The sequence below is a fragment of the Vibrio sp. 11986-1-5 genome (genome assembly GCF_963878025.1).
GTDB classification, from domain to species: Bacteria; Pseudomonadota; Gammaproteobacteria; order Enterobacterales; family Vibrionaceae; genus Vibrio; species Vibrio injensis.
Genome location: NZ_CAWNVW010000054.1, coordinates 72,980 through 90,131 on the forward strand (window position 1 = coordinate 72,980; position 17,152 = coordinate 90,131).

General features: G+C 42.1%; 19 protein-coding genes and 1 pseudogene. 6 read left to right on the top strand and 14 right to left on the bottom strand.

Going from position 1 to position 17,152, the window contains the following annotated elements; translation table 11 throughout:
• The first annotated feature begins 2 nt into the window (after window positions 1-2).
• Together AACS00_RS16325 and AACS00_RS16330 are read left to right on the top strand one after the other, a co-directional pair.
• Window positions 3-707, top strand: a complete 705-nt coding sequence (locus tag AACS00_RS16325; protein WP_110168033.1) for a B3/B4 domain-containing protein — start codon at window positions 3-5, stop codon at window positions 705-707.
• Window position 708: 1 nt separating this feature from the next.
• On the top strand, window positions 709-1,335 hold the full coding sequence (locus tag AACS00_RS16330; RefSeq protein ID WP_181397618.1) for a LysE/ArgO family amino acid transporter: 627 nt from the start codon (window positions 709-711) through the stop codon (window positions 1,333-1,335).
• 535 nt (window positions 1,336-1,870) lie between these two features.
• On the opposite strand, the gene AACS00_RS16335 is transcribed toward AACS00_RS16330, so the two are convergent.
• From AACS00_RS16335 to AACS00_RS16390, 12 genes and pseudogenes are all read right to left on the bottom strand, one after another.
• Window positions 1,871-2,452, bottom strand: coding sequence for an SLATT domain-containing protein (locus tag AACS00_RS16335; protein WP_110168035.1), 582 nt, complete (start codon window positions 2,450-2,452; stop codon window positions 1,871-1,873).
• Between the two features lie 23 nt (window positions 2,453-2,475).
• The gene (locus AACS00_RS16340) at window positions 2,476-3,756 is read right to left on the bottom strand and encodes an SMODS domain-containing nucleotidyltransferase (protein WP_181397619.1); all 1,281 of its coding nucleotides are present in this window, start codon (window positions 3,754-3,756) and stop codon (window positions 2,476-2,478) included.
• A gap of 208 nt (window positions 3,757-3,964) precedes the next feature.
• The gene (locus AACS00_RS16345) at window positions 3,965-5,020 is read right to left on the bottom strand and encodes a DUF6765 family protein (RefSeq protein WP_110168037.1); all 1,056 of its coding nucleotides are present in this window, start codon (window positions 5,018-5,020) and stop codon (window positions 3,965-3,967) included.
• A gap of 8 nt (window positions 5,021-5,028) precedes the next feature.
• Complete coding sequence (locus AACS00_RS16350) at window positions 5,029-5,298, bottom strand: hypothetical protein (RefSeq protein WP_064624099.1); 270 nt, start codon at window positions 5,296-5,298, stop codon at window positions 5,029-5,031.
• Window positions 5,295-5,960: a hypothetical protein gene (locus AACS00_RS16355; RefSeq protein ID WP_064624097.1), complete on the bottom strand. Its 666-nt coding sequence runs from the start codon at window positions 5,958-5,960 to the stop codon at window positions 5,295-5,297. Before AACS00_RS16355 ends, AACS00_RS16350 begins: the two co-directional genes overlap by 4 nt.
• A complete protein-coding gene (locus tag AACS00_RS16360) occupies window positions 5,957-6,724 on the bottom strand; it encodes a hypothetical protein (RefSeq protein ID WP_064624095.1) in 768 nt (255 codons plus the stop codon). The genes AACS00_RS16355 and AACS00_RS16360 overlap by 4 nt, the downstream gene beginning before the upstream one ends.
• A 371-nt stretch (window positions 6,725-7,095) precedes the next feature.
• Window positions 7,096-7,266, bottom strand: a complete 171-nt coding sequence (locus AACS00_RS16365) for a hypothetical protein (protein WP_181397622.1) — start codon at window positions 7,264-7,266, stop codon at window positions 7,096-7,098.
• Window positions 7,267-7,369: 103 nt separating this feature from the next.
• On the bottom strand, window positions 7,370-7,927 hold the full coding sequence (locus AACS00_RS16370; protein WP_234942183.1) for a helix-turn-helix domain-containing protein: 558 nt from the start codon (window positions 7,925-7,927) through the stop codon (window positions 7,370-7,372).
• A 28-nt stretch (window positions 7,928-7,955) separates the two neighbouring features.
• The gene (locus AACS00_RS16375; RefSeq protein WP_110168038.1) at window positions 7,956-9,038 is read right to left on the bottom strand and encodes an ATP-binding protein; all 1,083 of its coding nucleotides are present in this window, start codon (window positions 9,036-9,038) and stop codon (window positions 7,956-7,958) included.
• 434 nt (window positions 9,039-9,472) lie between these two features.
• Window positions 9,473-9,724, bottom strand: a pseudogene (locus tag AACS00_RS16380) (MarC family protein); the annotation flags it as partial.
• 61 nt (window positions 9,725-9,785) lie between these two features.
• Window positions 9,786-10,421 (bottom strand): lysoplasmalogenase, encoded by a 636-nt coding sequence (locus AACS00_RS16385; RefSeq protein WP_181397624.1) that lies wholly within the window; start codon window positions 10,419-10,421, stop codon window positions 9,786-9,788.
• A 1,002-nt stretch (window positions 10,422-11,423) separates the two neighbouring features.
• A complete protein-coding gene (locus AACS00_RS16390) occupies window positions 11,424-11,810 on the bottom strand; it encodes a DUF4145 domain-containing protein (RefSeq protein ID WP_110168041.1) in 387 nt (128 codons plus the stop codon).
• Window positions 11,811-12,141: 331 nt separating this feature from the next.
• On the opposite strand from AACS00_RS16390, the gene AACS00_RS16395 reads away from it, so the two are divergent.
• Window positions 12,142-12,477: a DUF2500 domain-containing protein gene (locus tag AACS00_RS16395; RefSeq protein WP_110168042.1), complete on the top strand. Its 336-nt coding sequence runs from the start codon at window positions 12,142-12,144 to the stop codon at window positions 12,475-12,477.
• Here the strand turns inward: AACS00_RS16395 and AACS00_RS16400 are convergent.
• Window positions 12,474-13,487, bottom strand: a complete 1,014-nt coding sequence (locus tag AACS00_RS16400) for an acyltransferase (RefSeq protein WP_072670166.1) — start codon at window positions 13,485-13,487, stop codon at window positions 12,474-12,476. The genes AACS00_RS16395 and AACS00_RS16400 overlap by 4 nt on opposite strands.
• A 323-nt stretch (window positions 13,488-13,810) precedes the next feature.
• Between AACS00_RS16400 and AACS00_RS16405 the strand changes: the two genes are divergently transcribed.
• The 3 genes from AACS00_RS16405 (at window position 13,811) to AACS00_RS16415 (ending at window position 16,524) form a co-directional block, all read left to right on the top strand.
• Window positions 13,811-14,281, top strand: coding sequence for a Dps family protein (locus AACS00_RS16405; protein ID WP_072670167.1), 471 nt, complete (start codon window positions 13,811-13,813; stop codon window positions 14,279-14,281).
• Between the two features lie 303 nt (window positions 14,282-14,584).
• On the top strand, window positions 14,585-15,598 hold the full coding sequence (locus tag AACS00_RS16410) for an alpha/beta fold hydrolase (RefSeq protein ID WP_110168043.1): 1,014 nt from the start codon (window positions 14,585-14,587) through the stop codon (window positions 15,596-15,598).
• Window positions 15,599-15,684: 86 nt separating this feature from the next.
• Complete coding sequence (locus AACS00_RS16415; protein WP_110168044.1) at window positions 15,685-16,524, top strand: Cof-type HAD-IIB family hydrolase; 840 nt, start codon at window positions 15,685-15,687, stop codon at window positions 16,522-16,524.
• Window positions 16,525-16,640: 116 nt separating this feature from the next.
• Here the strand turns inward: AACS00_RS16415 and AACS00_RS16420 are convergent, their stop codons facing one another.
• Window positions 16,641-17,108 (bottom strand): EVE domain-containing protein, encoded by a 468-nt coding sequence (locus AACS00_RS16420; RefSeq protein ID WP_110168045.1) that lies wholly within the window; start codon window positions 17,106-17,108, stop codon window positions 16,641-16,643.
• Window positions 17,109-17,152 lie beyond the last annotated feature (44 nt).

Sequence of the window (17,152 nt, forward strand, 5' to 3'; positions counted from 1 at the left end):
TAATGGTTGTTATAGTGCCGTCAATCGATGCTCGAATTTCCCAGATTGCACCAGAGTTCAAAGCATTGAGCATATCCGTTAAAGGAACGGAAGTTCAAAACCCAGAGTACGCAAAACAGGTTCTGCAAGAAGCGTGTACTTCGGTCATTGAGAATGACCATTCATGGGCAGAATCACACATCAATGCGTGGGGAGACGTTTTTCGTCAATTTGGCGCTAAACCAAATCGAACCCCTTGCTCGGCTGCTGCACTGCGAAAACGAGTATTGAAAGATGGAAGAATGCAGAGTATTGACCCTATTGTGGATATTTATAATGCCATCAGTATTCGATACGCCATACCCGTAGGTGGTGAAGATATGGACAGTTATCAAGGAACGCCAACACTCACTATCGCAGATGGCTCTGAATCCTTTGACACCATGAAAAATGGTGAGGCTTCAATTGAAAACCCTGATGTTGGGGAAGTAATTTGGCGCGATGAAGTAGGCGTTACTTGTCGTCGTTGGAACTGGAGGCAGGGTGTCAGAACCCGAATTGAATCTGACACACGTAACATGTGGTTTATTCTAGAAAGTTTGCCTGAAATGCCACTAGAACACTTGCAGGAGGCGGGGCAAGAAATGATTAAACACTTGCAAGTGATCATGCCTGATTCAGTGATAGAGCAATCGTTGGTGTTTGCTTCAAAATCCATTGAGGTTTGATGTGATAAATACTTTGTTAACGGGTGCCGTTGTTTCTGGAAGTTTGATTGTCGCAATCGGTAGCCAAAATGCGTTTCTATTAAAGTGCGGATTAAAAAAGCAATACGCACTGTCCGTTGCCACTATCTGCTTTCTTGGAGACATTCTACTGATCAGTACTGGTGTACTGGGTATAGGGACACTGCTCTATAAAGCACCATTATGGAAAGACCTTTTGACTCTTGGCGGCGTAGTATTTCTTTTCTGGTATGGCTACCAATCTGCAAAATCAGCATGGAATGGTTCAAGTCACCTAGAGTTGGAAAATTCGGACATTGCCCAGAGTTGGTTAAACGTCGTTTTAATGGCTATGGCCATCACTTTTTTAAATCCACATGTCTATCTGGATACGGTGGTGATACTCGGGGGCGTGACTGCTCAAATGGAACCTGATGAAAAACTATTGTTTGTTATAGGGGCACTGATTGCATCAGGGAGCTGGTTTTATGGATTAGTGTATTTGGCTAACAAGTTGATCCCACTTTTTAGTAAGCCAAGAACATGGAGAATTTTAGATTCTGCGATTTCATGCATCATGTTTGGTATTGCATTGAAGCTCGCAACACCTCTGTTAAGCCAATACATATAGAACGTCTCGATAAAGCTGCATTTCCAATAACTAAACTGCTCCTGCCAGATTGGACACAGATTTTCCATACCAGAAGTTATTCGTATTTTGCTAATTTAAGTAAATGCTCTAAATCATTTCTGTCCAAAAGCTTGCTAGAGATTGCTCAGACTTTATTGTCATTTCCACAGTGTTTCTGGTAGCAATACGCCTCAAAAATAATCAAAATTTAGCTTTTTATAGCCTAAGAATCGCTTGAAAAGGCACGTTTCCGATGATACTTATTGTCTTCGGACATTAGACTGGAAATGTCTGTAAGCGGGGATAATTTTGTCTAGTCCGCGTACTAAGTTAGTACATCTAAATACCCAGTGTTTGTATTGGACGAAGTATACACGAAAGCTTTTGGATAAGCTTCCGCCAGATATCTGTAAAAATCGGCACCAGCACTACATAACTCTCTTCTGGACAGAATTTTGTCAATGTTCAAATTAGAGACCAACTTACCTAAGCCTCTACAATTTGCATAGCCAGAGTAACAAACCACCGTTCTTGACTAACCTCTTTTTAACTCGCTTGGCAGAAAAGCGTCTATCTCAGCGTCTGAAAAAGTCATGTCCTCTTTGTTCTGCAAGGCATCCTGCGCTTTTGTATATGCATTGAAGTTAGTGCTTGGTGAGCCTACGTATATTGAATGCAAGTCGCCCATCAGCCTATCTCTTTCTTCCTGTACCTGTTGTAGAGGTTTAGTCCCAACCCTGAGATCTGTTAACAGAGATAAGTACTTTTCTCTTATCAACCAAATCTCATTTGCAGCATGCTTGTGCTTTTGGGCTATTTCGCCAAGATCGTAGTCCTTGGTATACGTATTGAGCACCAATAGTACTGTGGATGCGATTCCGCCGACGAAGACCCCTATTGTCCATAGGTCAAGAATTTCAGTGGCAAAACCACCTGTCGTTACAGTTGCCAGGATTATTTGCCACATTTTAATGCAAGCAAGTCTCGACAGCAGGATGTCAGAACATTTCTCGTGAGTCTTATGGCTATAGACCACTCGTCCATAGCACTCTCGAAGCTGACCCTCTAAAGCCAGCTCCTGATCTGACAAAGCGCAGCCAGTAGAACTATTAGTCATTTATTACATATCACCTTTCATTATCACTGGATGGGTACAGCTATCTGGTCTCTCGCAACAACGACACCATTTTTTATCGCGTAGCATTCGACGAGATGTTCGCCTTGGAAATCCGAAAACTCCTTTCGTTGCCTATAACCTTCATCTTCAAAAATTTGTCCGCGAATGCAGTCCCGGCGTTCGGCTTCCGACCCCTGATTGAGAACCTTCCACTTCAACGTAAATGGCTCAGGAACAGAGCACTCAGTCACCGTAAACAACAGCTTTTTCTTGGCAAGAAGAGGGATCCGCCGAGCTAACATATGCCTTAACGAGTTCTCCCTAAAGCCGTTCTGCGAAACGTCACAATCAAGGACAAGGCTATACTTAACATCGAGCGAGTACAAGTCATCAATGAATTGCTCAGTGCCACGCCATGCAGTCGCAGCTTTCGCAACATGCGTCTTTTCCGCAGCGGGGAATGGGCGACCAAATATGCTCTTCCACTTATTGTGCCGAGTACTCTCGCTAGAAGAATCAATAGCCTCTAGTGCCATCTCATATGCCTTCTTGGCCTTGCGCTGAAATTTCTTTTTTACAGCTACTCTTTGACGACTCCCCAATGCAGCATAAAACTCCTTATCAGGCTCATCAGCTAGATACTTAAAGAAGTCTCGGCACATCCAATCGTAATATGCATAACTCTTGTCGTCATAGTAAGTGCTGGACTTGAGGAAGTTATAAGCAAGCGTATCGATGAGGAGCCCCCCCATAGCAACGCCGCACTTGTTTTTCCAAGCTCTTCCCATTTTGCACAGCTTCCGGAGGTTGCGGTTCTTCTGATCCACGAACTCCTTCATTGCTTCAATCTCTTCTCTGGGCTTAGTGATCTTCCATGAGCCTCCATTATATGTATCCGGGTACTTGAAGCTTCTATCTACTTGCTCAAACACGGGTTGAACCTCAACCATAAAGTCCTTGTAAACGACCTGAACAACCAATCGATCTACTTTAACCTCAGTTTTTGGGTATCTGGCTTTGATAGCATCACGGGTATCAGTAAGGAGCTTGGACTGCTTGCCATCCTTATAGTCGTTCCACTTACCCGCAGGCATGATGTACAACATGTCCAAGTCAGAGATACCTCGGATCCCTGTCCATCGACCATAAGAGCCGACCTGAAGGCTGTTGGCGGTTTTCGACTCAGTATCTCTAAACTTTTTGTTCAAGCTTGCCGTAATCTCACCGTACCTATCGCTTATCGCCTGTCCGTTGTTGATAGTCAGGTTTCCAAGAAAACTCTGGAACATCTCAGATGTAGTCAAAGTAATTTACCTCTTCATTTACATTTAATTTGCAAGACAAGAGCGTGAAATCCCTATATCTAAAGATATACAAGCGCCTTTCCAAACTTTGCTGCGTAATTCTAGTTAACTAAATCAGGACATTACGCTCAGAACGTATCCTACGGATACCTAAAGCTGCCCTCCAATAACTTAAATTATTGGCCCGTAACTACGGACCAATGACAAACTACCTCACCATCAAACCATGCTGAGGTAAAAGCTCTCGCAAGACATACCATCGATGATAAGACGCCGCTTGGTAGTAATGATAGATAGGGAGTTTCATCGCGTCAGAGCTATTACCATGGCGGAGTGATTCAAAGCCGCCATTCCAATCTCTGTATTCTGGAATATCCTCCGCGATATTGAGTAGCTCGCCATACCGAGCTTCGTGTTTCCACTTATCAATACGGTCATTCCCAGTAGCTTGGAAAGCAAGAATTTGTGCTATCTTGTCTTTCAACAACATCCAATCCTGTCTTTGCTCGGGTTCTGTGTACTCTTCTGGTAACTCTGACAGCATCGAGTGAAGCTTTTGGCAGTACTCTAGGAAAGTCGCTGGATTATCCCTCCAACCAGAATCGCTTCCACTGTCGTATTCAAAACGCCACTTCAAGTATGGCCTGTCAGGAAATGTCACCACGCCCCCATGACCTAAGGCACCAGACAACTCCTCAGCAAGGTGAGATTTAATATTACGAACAATAGGATTAAATCGTGCAAAAAAGCTGTCTTTCTTACCAACGATATAAACTTCCATTTGCTCACTTAATTCACTGAACTCAAAAGAATCATTAACTACTTTATTGTGACGAGAACTAACTCCTGAGAAACCGTAGTGCGCGAATGTGTCAGCGTAGACGTGTGCCATTATCCCTAGCAATTCAAGGTAATAAGGTTTTGCGGCCTGTTTTAAGTGGTTTTGACACATTTGCTGGGCAATCACGCTGTCTTTGCGACATACCAAACGCTCAGTGAATGAACTACCTTCATTTCCCGGTAAGAAATGGAAGGGCACCCAAACTTGTCTTTGGTCATCAGGGTCAATGTTGCTTACATCTGCAGTGTGGTGCGCTGTTGCTTCGACTCGACAAGCCGAAGCGTCCGCTAAATCAATGCTGTTTTGCTGTGCGTTGTCGTCTACAAACTGAGCTGCGGTCGCAATAATACGAGCCGATTCTCGGTTTAAGCCTGCGGCGCGAGCCACACAATATGTCCCGTAATAGTGCATATCGATTTGCATAAGTCCTCCTAGCGAACTGCTTTGATAATGTCTTTTGCCAATAGCCAAGTCTCTTCACCAAGTTGGCGAACATTGCTTTCAAACTCAGCCACACTCAAATTACGTTCGGATGCCGTTTGTATCACATCCATCAAGGCTTGATATTGGCTATGACCTTTAATCGCAGGACTTAACATCTCTAGATCAAAACGAGTGTCTAACAATAACTGAAGCTCTCGCTCTGCCAATTGACGGCTTGCGGTTGCAACTGACTTCTTAATTCGGTTTCTCATACTCATTTGACTTTCTCCAGGTAAGGTTGTGCTTTCTGATCGAGTTCACGAACCTTATCTAAGCCTTTAGAAGCCTGATTCGATAACTCACTAACTTGTTGATTGATATCATTTCGTAATTGCTCTAAATCGACACTTTCAAGCAGGTCATTCTGTACATCTTGCACCTCTCGGATGCTATTAAGATGAGCAGTAATGGTTTGATTTCCCTGTCTCATTAATGTAAAACTCTGGCGTATATCAGCTAACATTACAGACTCAGCTTTTTCCAATGGCACTATGAGCTCACGGCGTTTAGCCTCTATTTCTTCAGTAGCAACAAGCGCCCATTCCTTCACACCATTTAACTGAGCCAACCTATTAGGCGTATCCACGGCAACAAAATCATCTACTTGGTTGTCATAGACCACTTTCCCCTGAGCCATTTCAATAAGCATTCCTTCGACTATCCAATCTTCCAACAATGCAGGCACCCACTCGTTGTACAAGTAGTCTTCTCGCTGCTTTTTAAGAACAGCCATGTGCTGACGAACCAAGTCCATATAGGCCTGTTCGACATGCGTCATGTCCTTATCCATTTTGTAGGACAGCTCAACGATTTCTTTAGGGATCGAGGCAGAACAAGCAGAAAGAAGCAAAGAAAACATGACTATCCATAATGACTTCATATGGCTTCCCCTATAAAAGTTATGATCTGGGCATTCACAGCCTCAAAATTAAGTAGATACAACGGCATTGCTAATGCTATGACCATCACACCTATCTTTTGAAGATTGTTTAGGAACCTCTGCTCTGCAGATGTTGTTCGAATCGCATGAGACGCAAACACCGTGAGAAACAGAGCCCCCGCTTGGCTTATCGCAGTTAAAATTATTTGGAAAGGGAGGTAATCCAAGCGAATAGCCTCGATATAAGCTTTTAATCCTTGCCCCTTTAACATTTGGACGACACTGACGTAGTAAGGGTCTATGGGCGATCGATAGATGGAATAAAGAATGTAAAACAGAACACCATAGGCTAGCGTTTTAACAAATTTTGTTTTCTTGGATTCAAAATAACCGAGAGTAAAAGCGGTATTGAAAAGAAGGAACAATAGACTAAAACCGAGAGCCCACTCTCTATGGCGAATATAGAGAATAGCAGCGATAACCCCGAGCACTCCAAAGAGGAACACCTCACCATCAACTTGCGATTTCGGTGGCTGGCCGCCGTTGTAGTTATGGTTGTAATTGGTAACGTTGTTGCCATGACCAATCTGGATATTACTGTCATCGCTAGCGGATATTGTCCCACTATTCAAGACTCTAACATGGCCCTTTGACAGCCCCTCGCCATTGCGAGAATCTGCATTAAGTATTTTTGTCCAAACAATACCAGCGATCGGGCCAATTAGAACCGCGAGCACGATTGGATCTGTCAGTAGATCTAACATAGGTGTTGTACCTTTCTATAGGGCGGGGAACCCCGCCAAACTAAATTGATGTCACTTATCGTGGATATGAACGCTTATGCTTACAAACGTTTTCGAGTCGGCCGAAACGGCGACGCACATACGCGCAAACATCAACGAGTTTTGGTCGAATACTCATGAGAGATTCCTCCATACTTCTTAACAAAGAGGGAACTCAACGATTGAAGTGAATGCTATAGAAAGGTAGTATCGCAATTCTCACCGAGCGATTGGGTTTCTATAGAGACCTGAGACCTCTTAGTGTTGGGTCTTATAATCGATCACGCCAATGACGATTACATTTCACTTCGCTAATAAAAAGGCACTTTCAGTAAAATACTGAAAGTGCCTTTTTATTTTTCTTTCCGGACGCCTTTAAAGGGTGTGCCGTCCTGCTTCACATCCATAAAACGTCCCGTATTCGCATCACGTTTTACCCAATGACCCGAAGATGTTTGAGTTTGAGAACGCTCGCGAACCATACCATGGCGACGGTTGTCGCCTGTTTTCCAATTAGTAGCCATTTGGTCTCCAATTCTGATTTAATTAATCTGTTTAAGCTAAAATAAAAAAATCCTCTCAGCTATGAAAGGATTCTAATCTTAAAATCTGATTAACACAAGCTGTTTAATCAGATTTTATTGCATAGTAAATAAATTCTTTTCCGCCAGACTCTGCTGCCTCTTCGGTACGAGTGATATAACCCGCGCTATATAGCTTTTTTAATCGAGTACTTGCGTTTGGAATGCTGATACCAAATGCAGCAGAGATACTCGCGGTTGTTACAGAACCATTATCTAAAACAAACTCAACCACATCTCTAGTACCTTTCGTCATTTCAGGCCCTATCACTTTGTACTGATTTCCCGACCAAATAACTAGAGGTTGCTCTTTCGCTTCAGCAGCATAAGCCCAGTTATCAATAAGATCCTGATCTGCTACATCAATTAAGTAAAAGCTTTTTTCACCTCGATAGAAGCGAGCAAGAGCCACAACACTTTCACGCGGAAAAGATGCATCTGTAGCCTCTATCCCATCCAGTGAAATCCCAAAGACAGTGAAAGATGGGAGAGAGTCGACTAGTTTCATCAACTGATGAAACACATCTTTCCCCTGAACATTGCCAAAAGGGTGATCGTCTTTCGTAAAATCACGGAGTTTGATTATCATTGGATTCTGATTCATGTCGATAACTTAAGGAGAAGATCTTAAATTATTCAAGAGAAAAGTCAAAACAAATATGCGTACCGGATAATTTTTGTAAACCATAACTCACTTCATGGCGAGAAAGTTTCCCTTGAGAATAGATAAGAGTTAGCTCGAAAGACTCCTGCCTAATGTGTATTTGAGCATTAAATTTAGCAGCAATATCACCGCTTCTTTTTAAACCTAATCCGCGGCTTTCATCATCATTATTCTCAGCACTACTTATACGACCTTCTTCAAATACACGCTTTATGAGCAGTGCATCTGACTCATCATTTATGCCTGAAAATTCTTTGAATAGTTTTGGGTAACGTTCTTCTAATACTGGTCGTAAAGAGCCTACAATGCCTATTCCACTATCTGATATAACGGTTTGTATTGTTTTAGTTCTTTCATAAACCTGTAAAGCAGCAAACCCATCTATTGGTGATTTTGAATGATCTCTAACATTACCAAAGAGCTCCGAAATCATAGTAAAGGCAGCATTGGAGTTCGTTTTACCGGCCTGCTCTATGAAAGCTTGCTTGAGCTGGAGAGGGATACTTTCATCTGGCTCTTCTGGAGTGATAATACCAAACTCCATCACTTTGGTGTTATGCCCATAGTGGCAAGACGCATCTTTTATATTAGGAGTAACAACGACCCCTTTATCAATTAACTCAAAAAAGCCTACTCGACACAGATATGAGAATGATTTGTCACACGCACAAAAATCTAATGAGATTGATTTACCTGCGTATACTAACTGATTAATAAGAGCGAGCAGTTTGCCCAAAGAATCAAGTAAGAAACTCCCACCAAGAAAAGTCATTTCGATTGTAGTCGTTTCCTCATCCCAGAGGCCATTATACTGCTTTATTACTTCTTCAAAGCCAGCAGAAGTTAACCAATTACGTGTGGGAACTGGGAAGACCACTTTCAACACCTCATTGGAAAGAGACCACTCATAATCCTCATTTTGGATAAAAGTCGAAGAATTAACATAGAGGAACGAGTTCACTTTTTTGCGATCTAACCCCAATATAGACGCTATTTTTTTCGCCTTTAGGTTAGGTCGTTCTCTGAGAAGATTTTGTATTGCCAATTCCATCTGAATATCCATAAGCTGATGTCTATTTAGAGAATACAATGCCGTAAAATCATTTTTCAATCGGTCGAACCAAAAAGTCACATAAAAACTTTAGCTCACCACGAAACGACCACCGCTGCGCCATTAATTTACAAGTGAAAACCTTATGGTGTAGTCCCCAACTCGCTGCTAGCACCTTTTATGGATTGGGCTGTACCGCCAATAAAAGAGGCTTATGGGAATGTTGCTATTGATGATTGCTGTACAAATGTTTTTAAATGGAATTATAAACTACTTCCAACACTTTTAAGCATTTATACTATATAGATTTTAGGGGATAGTTTAAAAATGTTACATGAAAATATTATACATAATATTTTTCTACCAAACCCAAAACCACTAGTAAAATTAGCACTAAGAGTACTGATACATTTAAATATTATCCTTTCAGGGGTAACTATGGTGATAAACAGAATAATGCCGCCAGAAATACTCAATGTTTCAGGCTGAACATGTAAGAAACCAAGAATCGATCGCCCTGCAAACAAAAATAACATCAAGATCACCAAAGCAAACAACAGCTCTCGGATCAATACTTTACGGCGACGTTTAGGATCAAGATGCTTAAGAATGGATAACACGACTGGTAGGTTACCCAGCGGATCCATGATTAAAAATAGCATGGTTGCCGCAGATAAAATTTCCATAAAACCTCAATAGACACAGGATGTGATAGAGATAGGCATGCCCGCAGCAGGGAAGACGGAATTAAGAGAGTAAAACAACCGAAGCGACAATCAAAGATTGAGCGAGCAAATAGCTCCCAGATATCCAATACTGTCCCCAAGGTAAAGAGTGTCGATAGTCATGAATCGCCAATAATAGCGCCGACAAAATAAACAGCAAACTACCCAAAAACCCTGCCAAAGACGCCAAAGATGGACTCTGCAGCAACACCTCGCCGGAGGCCCAAGCTAATTGTACCAGCACCAGCCCCATTATCGTAACAGGAAAAAGTAACGTATCGATTTGTGGTAGCAGAAGGAAAAAGGTGACAACACTGGTTGCAATCAATAAGGCAGGTAACCACCAAACCATATTACCGGATAATTGAATCCAAAAAGCTTTACTGTAACAGAGCTGGGCAAATAGAAAGCCAAAAAAACACAATTTGGGCCGATAATGAAACGTATGTAACCCATCAGCCAACATCGCGATGACTAAACCAATTGCTATCCATAGCGCAGGCATAGAGCGAGAAAATAACGGTTCAATGATCATCGCAAGCAATAGCACTAAACTGACCATTTTAAACAATACTGCTTGCCGTCTATGCTGGTTTTCAAACGCAGAAATGCTGATGAATCCCGATAATGCCACAGAAATCCAGCTCCACATGTCGATACCTCTTATCAATTCTGCCGCCAGTGTAGGCATGTCATCCATGAAGTCCAGAAGCGAACTGCAAAAATTGGATCTTGATTGCGATTCAATCACGTTAAATTCATCGTTTAAAACTTATCAGCATTCATCGCTCGTGGACTATTCTTTAACTGAATGAGACAACAGACATAACAACCAAACATTAAAAAACATTGTTTTAAACAATAAACATGGTAATAAAAAACCAAAAAAAACCAATGATAAATTAAAAAAATTAATAAAAGACATTTAAAATCAGTCAATTAAAAACAAAAATCAACAAAAATTAGATTTTGCAGGAAATTCCATTAAATCAAAACAAATAAACATAATAAATCCATATAAACTCATCCAACCAGATGTAAATGATAACTCATATCATTAAAGTGTTAATGATTTATTTAAAAAATAGGAATTAACTTAAAAATGACACAACTTGACAGGTAGCACCAGAAACCATAATAAACACATTAATAAAACATAAAAACAACATAAAAAAAGCATTAAAATTCAAACACATATATAAAAATCAGAATAATTAACCACCGATAAGAACAAGAGACAACCAACCAATAACACCCGCCTTAGTTCGCTATAATCGGAAAAATCATCACACTTTAACAACCACTTTTAAGACTTTCACCAAGATCCCCTTGATCAAGTCAATAAAGCAAGCTATTCTGATTAACAAGATGAGACAGACAACAGAGGAGCAGTGTTATGATTTCTTCATCTCAAAAACAGGGATTGGTAATGATCGCAGTCATCGTCGGCTTAATGACACTGCCTCTACTCTACTAATTCATTGTTTTAAAACAAAAAATAAAAAAGCATATAAAAAGGACGCCTAGCGTCCTTTTTATATGCTTTTTTATTTGGCTGATCCGCGATTAAGCAAAGATGATACTTACAGCTCAACAAGCTTCACTCTGATCAAGTAGCAAAATAAATATCTAACTTTCAGAGAAAAACTACGCCATCGCGCTAGCTCTTCGGTAAAAAGTGAGGGAAAAACTTTGATAATTCATCCCAATGGAGGTAATAAAACGTTACCGCAGCCATAGTCATCAATAACATCAACATTACAGCAACGCGCCAAATAAAACGCCCGCTACGTGGAGCCAGCTCTTTTTCACACTGAACACAGGTGATAAAAAATGCTTTTCTATCCGGCAAATGAAAATGATCTTCATGGACAATTTTATTGCGAATCGTGGCTATGTATCTCAGTTTTTCAATAATATCATGCGGTAGCCGCTCCTCGCAGCTCGAAATAAGCTGATGCAGCCCTTTACCTTGAGCGTGATAATGCTGACGCAATAAGGTTTCTAATCTTCTCGTTCGTAATACGACTTGTTCTATCTCGGACATGTCTGCCTCCTTGCTTATCCCCTTACTACTTGAAGCTGCAGCGGGTTGGCTACGTTAACCTATCTGCAACTCCAAGTGGTTTGGATATACACTACCACGATCTCATTGTTACTGATCGTCAAGCGCAGCACGACTGAATTGTCATGCCAGAAAAAATCCCACCACCAAAGTGTGAACCCAACCGAAAAATCTTGTTGTTCAATGCTGGGTTAATCACGCAATTTCGTTTTACTGCCCCTAAAGTCAACCACTTCGGTAAAATCAGTCTTCACTCTTTGACTATTATCGACATCCGTTATGGGCTTAGTTCAGCGGTTTTCTGGAGAATATGATGTCACCCTCTCTATTACTTATCGTCACTATACTCATCCTTTTATTGGTTGGCTTATGGTTCTTCAGTCGTTTTTTTCGTCAACATTTTCAAGGTGAAAATGCCCCTGAACGTACCGCCTTAGTCACCGTTTTAGACAAACAAATCGTGGTTATAGATAACCCACTTCCCGACCAAGAGGAACAAGAATATTGGATTTATGTCCAAAAAGGGACATTGGGCCCGAAACGAGAATTTCAAATTGGCCCGCATTACTACCACGCTTTAAATCCAGGCGATCAAGGCATATTGACCTACCAAGGACGAAAATTTCTCCACTTTGCTTTGAAAACTTAAGGTAGCAACCAACGTGTAGCTGTCGACCGAGATAAAGCATAACTAGTGAGTAATGCCCCCGCACCACTCAATAGTACCCAAAGTGGGATTACCCATAAGGGATGACCGTCATACCATGCGTAGGTTTTCATTGGCCATAGAAAAATCGGATGCAATAAATAAATGCCTAAGCTGTGCTGGCTGATGATCACCACCCAACGCTGTACTGCATTTGGTAATTGTTCAGCTAATGAGCGACACAACACAAAGACCATGATCGCCGCAGCAACGACATTAAGCGTTTTATACGATAACCAACGCCCAACCGTATACCGCCCGTGTGTCAGACTCAATTCCAGTACCGCTTGGACCGTCATATACAGTGCAAACGAGCCCAGAATTATGACGAATAATAGACTAAAAGACGATAGCCGCAGCTTTTGGTACAGCAGGTAACCTAGAGGCAAATAACCGCTATAGAGCCAAATCTCATGACTCCATGGCCCGTCAATACCGAATAAGTACAAGCCTGTTGTCATTAACCATATCGTCACCAAACTGTACCAAAAGCCATCATCGACTCGATTGACTAACCAATGTAAACAAGGAATAAGTAAATACAGCGGGATAAAATAGTAAAAGAACCCTAAATGGTAATAGGTTTCTTGATGGGGACTATCCAACAGCGTTTGTTTTACAACATTGATATCAAATCCATGGCGACTCCATCCGCTTAAATAAGCGTAAAACAGCGACCAAATCACAAAGGGAACCACCACTTTGCCTAATCTTCGCTGAAGGTAATAGCGTAAATCAAATGGCCTAGGGTCGCTCAACATCAAGGCGCCAGAAATCATAATAAAAATCGGCACAGCCCAGCGACTAAGGCCATTAATCGTCACCGCACTGATCCATTGTGGATCAGGAATGGTCCCCATCATCTGCCGATAAGGCGCTAAGACATGGATCGCAATCACCGCAATAGCAGCAACACAACGCAACAAATCAAAAAAAATCACTCGCTTAGTCATAACATGCTCTAGAGGTGGTGAATAAGCAACAATCCCGCTTCCCCTAAAGCATAGACTGATGAATTTAGAGTTATCCCTAATAAGAATATAACCATAACAAATTGATTTAAAAGAGAGGTAAAAATAAAGCCAATCGTCTGTCAATGATGAGTTCATCAATCAATGCGCAACCCAGTTCCATCGGTTTAACCTATTAAAACAATACCCACAACCGACTTTCTTAACACCTCATCAGGCGATAGCATAGCTTCAACGTTTGCAAAACAGCAAAATCTTGTCATCGATTACCATCGATAGTTATAAAAAATTAATGAGGTGAGTGTATGAAAACCAATCTTATCGGCCTAGACAGTCATCAAAGCCAGCAACTCGCAGCATCGTTAAACCAATTACTGGCCAATTACCAAGTGCTGTATATGAATACTCGCGGCTACCATTGGAACATTAAAGGCAAAGCCTTTTTTGAGTTACACAGTAAATTTGAAGAGATTTACACCGACCTGCAAAGCAAAATTGATGAGTTAGCCGAACGTATCTTAACGCTTGGTGCTCAGCCTTTGCATAGTTTTAGTGCCTATTTACAAGCGGCTGAAATCGAAGAACACATCAATGCCACTGACGGTCAAACAACCATGCATGGTCTCGTCAACGGTTTTGGCGCTTTAATCAATCAACAACGCGCGATCCTCGCTTTTGCGGCTGAAGTCGGTGATGAAGGCACCAGCGCACAAATGGGTGACTACATTCGTGAGCAAGAAAAACTGGTTTGGATGCTTAACGCTTGGTTGCAATAAACCGAAGTCGCCTTTTAAACAAATAACAATTACTGAACCATTAAACTATCCATAAATAATCACCACCCTTTTGACCGGCGCTTATTCTCTCCCCAAAGACAAGGATGAATAAGCGTACGGTCTTTTTTATTGGCGGATCGAATTCATCAACACAGTGAATGGACGCTGCACCACTATTGCCGAGCCTTTAATACAAACGATTTGGTGTTGCAGGTAGGCATTGCAATTCTGGTTGACTGGCTTATGCTAACCAAGTCGATTCTTTACAGACGGCACCTCATCATCCATAGATTAGATAAGCTCATGCCAAACTCTTATACTCAAGAAACCCATTTTCAACACGCGATGCAGCACGATATCGCGCAATGTTGGCAATCTCGTCAGCAAGGTTATCACCTGACGCTTGATAATAAACGGCTCTATTGGTGTTCCCTCACCGCTGCACAGCACAATAAAGTGATTATCATTGTTAATGGCCGTATTGAATCAGCGTGTAAGTATCAAGAATTGTTTTATGACTTATTTCACCAAGGGTATGACGTTTACTCTTTTGACCATCGAGGCCAAGGACTGTCAGAGCGACTGATTGATGACCCACAAATGGGCTATGTGATGCAGTTTGATGATTATGTGCGTGATATGGATGAGCTTATTACGACATTTCGATTACAAAGCTACGCGCAGCGCTATCTGTTGGCCCATTCCATGGGTGGTGCCATTACCACACGCTACCTAGAAAGTTATCCAAACCACCCTTTTGATGCGGCTGTACTCAGCGCACCCATGCTGGGGATCAATATGCCTTGGCAACTGCGGCCGATCGCTCTGACACTAACCAAACTGCTCAGCGCCTCCTATGCAACTCCCCGTTACGCTCCCGGCTATGGGCCTTATCTGCCAAAACCTTTTGCTATCAACCAACTGACCCACAGCGCTGTTCGCTACCAATGGTTTCGTGATCTGTATGAACAACAGCCACAACTGAAATTAGGGGGGCCAAGTGCACATTGGGTTTGGCAAAGCCTACTGGCTATCAAACGTTGCTTTGCAGAGATGCAAAATATTCGTCTACCACTGTTATTACTGCAAGCGGGACAAGATACGATTGTCAGTAATCACGCTCAAACTCGCTTTATGACGCAATTAGCACGCAGCAATCCTCAAGCCAAGATCGAGATTATTGATGGTGCAAGGCATGAGTTACTGTTTGAAAGTGATCGTTACCGTACCCCAGTTCTCGATAAAATAATGGTTTTTTTTGCACAGCATGCCAATGGTGGCGAAAGCTCGCCAATAGAGGAAAATAACCATGCCTAGGTTTACCCTCTTTTGGACAATCATTTTCACTTACACTAGTCTGCCACAGTTATGTCTTGGCATTTTAGCAGTACAACGAGGGTTTTATGACCACTGAACAAACAACACCGGTACGTATCGTCGCTTCCGATCTCGATGGCACCTTGTTAGCGCCTAATCATCAATTAAGTGAAGTGACCAAGCAGACGCTGCAGGCTCTTCATCAACAAGGTTTTACCTTCGTATTTGCCACCGGGCGACACCATGTTGATGTTGCCGGTATTCGTGAAATTGCTGGTATTCCTGCTTATATGATCACCTCAAATGGCGCTCGTGTGCATGATCAGCATGACAAAGAACTGTACAGTAAAAATGTACCTGCAGAGTTAGTCCAAGCGATCATCGATCTGGTTAAACACGATGACGATATTTATGTACATATTTATCGTGATGAAGATTGGTTACTCAATCGTGAAGATGAAGTATTACGTCATTTCCATGAAGACTCCGGTTTTACTTATCAAGTATTTGACGTTAATGCCGCGCCAAATCAAGGTGTCGCTAAAATCTTCTTTACTAATACCAAACAAGATCATGAACAGCTCGTCCACTACGAAAACTTAATTAACCAACATTTCGCCGGACAACTGAGTGTCGCTTTCTCAACCCCTTGGTGTTTAGAAGTGATGGGAGCGGAGGTATCGAAAGGCGAAGCGTTGCAAGCGATTGCTCAATCTCTAGGCTTAACACTTGAACACTGTATCGCTTTTGGTGATGGCATGAACGATGTGGAAATGCTTTCAATGGCAGGTAAAGGATTAGTGATGGGAACGGCACATGAAAAAGTATTTCGCGCCTTACCTAATAACACCGTAATCGGCAGTCACGCTGATGACGCCGTCGCTCATTACCTACAGCAGCACTTGCTGAGCCATAACCAGCAATAACATCAACAAACCATATGCAGTCACACCAAAGGGGATAACTACGTCTAACACTTGTCGTTAGCTTCCCCTTTATGCTGCACCTCTGATAAGAACAATCAATCGCGAATATTAACGAGTCATCCTGACTTAACCCTTTCTTGGTTGATGATGGCTTGCCATTCTGACTCACTGAGCGGCATGATCGACAACCGATTCCCCTTTTTCACCAAAGGTAATGCCGCCAGCTCCCGCACCTGTTTTAGCTCTGACAGTGGGATCACGCGCTGAGTTTTACGTACAAACGCAACATCAACCATCAACCAGCGCGGTGACTCTGGGTTCGATTTAGGGTCGAAATACTCACTGGTTGGATCAAACGCAAAATGATCGACATAAGCTTCCCGTACCACTTGAGCAATACCCGCCACACCAATATTCTGACAAGATGAATGGTAAATCAGTACGTGATCACCTTCTTTTACCGCATCGCGTAACCAATTTCTTGCCTGATAATTGCGTATCCCTTCCCAAGGTGAAACCTTTTGTGTTCGTAAACTGTCAATAGAGAAGGTATCCGGTTCAGTTTTAAACAACCAATATGCCATAATAAAGCCCTATATTTTGTATGTTCTGCCACGAGGAAGAGATA

Coding starts and splice junctions, on each gene's coding strand:
- AACS00_RS16325 (WP_110168033.1), top strand. CDS start 3: ATGGTTGTTATAGTGCCGTCAATCGATGCTCGAATTTCCCAGATTGCA.
- AACS00_RS16335 (WP_110168035.1), bottom strand. CDS start 2,452: ATGACTAATAGTTCTACTGGCTGCGCTTTGTCAGATCAGGAGCTGGCT.
- AACS00_RS16345 (WP_110168037.1), bottom strand. CDS start 5,020: ATGCAAATCGATATGCACTATTACGGGACATATTGTGTGGCTCGCGCC.
- AACS00_RS16350 (WP_064624099.1), bottom strand. CDS start 5,298: ATGAGTATGAGAAACCGAATTAAGAAGTCAGTTGCAACCGCAAGCCGT.
- AACS00_RS16355 (WP_064624097.1), bottom strand. CDS start 5,960: ATGAAGTCATTATGGATAGTCATGTTTTCTTTGCTTCTTTCTGCTTGT.
- AACS00_RS16360 (WP_064624095.1), bottom strand. CDS start 6,724: ATGTTAGATCTACTGACAGATCCAATCGTGCTCGCGGTTCTAATTGGC.
- AACS00_RS16365 (WP_181397622.1), bottom strand. CDS start 7,266: ATGGCTACTAATTGGAAAACAGGCGACAACCGTCGCCATGGTATGGTT.
- AACS00_RS16370 (WP_234942183.1), bottom strand. CDS start 7,927: ATGAATCAGAATCCAATGATAATCAAACTCCGTGATTTTACGAAAGAC.
- AACS00_RS16375 (WP_110168038.1), bottom strand. CDS start 9,038: ATGGAATTGGCAATACAAAATCTTCTCAGAGAACGACCTAACCTAAAG.
- AACS00_RS16390 (WP_110168041.1), bottom strand. CDS start 11,810: ATGTCCGAGATAGAACAAGTCGTATTACGAACGAGAAGATTAGAAACC.
- AACS00_RS16395 (WP_110168042.1), top strand. CDS start 12,142: ATGTCACCCTCTCTATTACTTATCGTCACTATACTCATCCTTTTATTG.
- AACS00_RS16400 (WP_072670166.1), bottom strand. CDS start 13,487: ATGACTAAGCGAGTGATTTTTTTTGATTTGTTGCGTTGTGTTGCTGCT.
- AACS00_RS16405 (WP_072670167.1), top strand. CDS start 13,811: ATGAAAACCAATCTTATCGGCCTAGACAGTCATCAAAGCCAGCAACTC.
- AACS00_RS16410 (WP_110168043.1), top strand. CDS start 14,585: ATGCCAAACTCTTATACTCAAGAAACCCATTTTCAACACGCGATGCAG.
- AACS00_RS16415 (WP_110168044.1), top strand. CDS start 15,685: ATGACCACTGAACAAACAACACCGGTACGTATCGTCGCTTCCGATCTC.
- AACS00_RS16420 (WP_110168045.1), bottom strand. CDS start 17,108: ATGGCATATTGGTTGTTTAAAACTGAACCGGATACCTTCTCTATTGAC.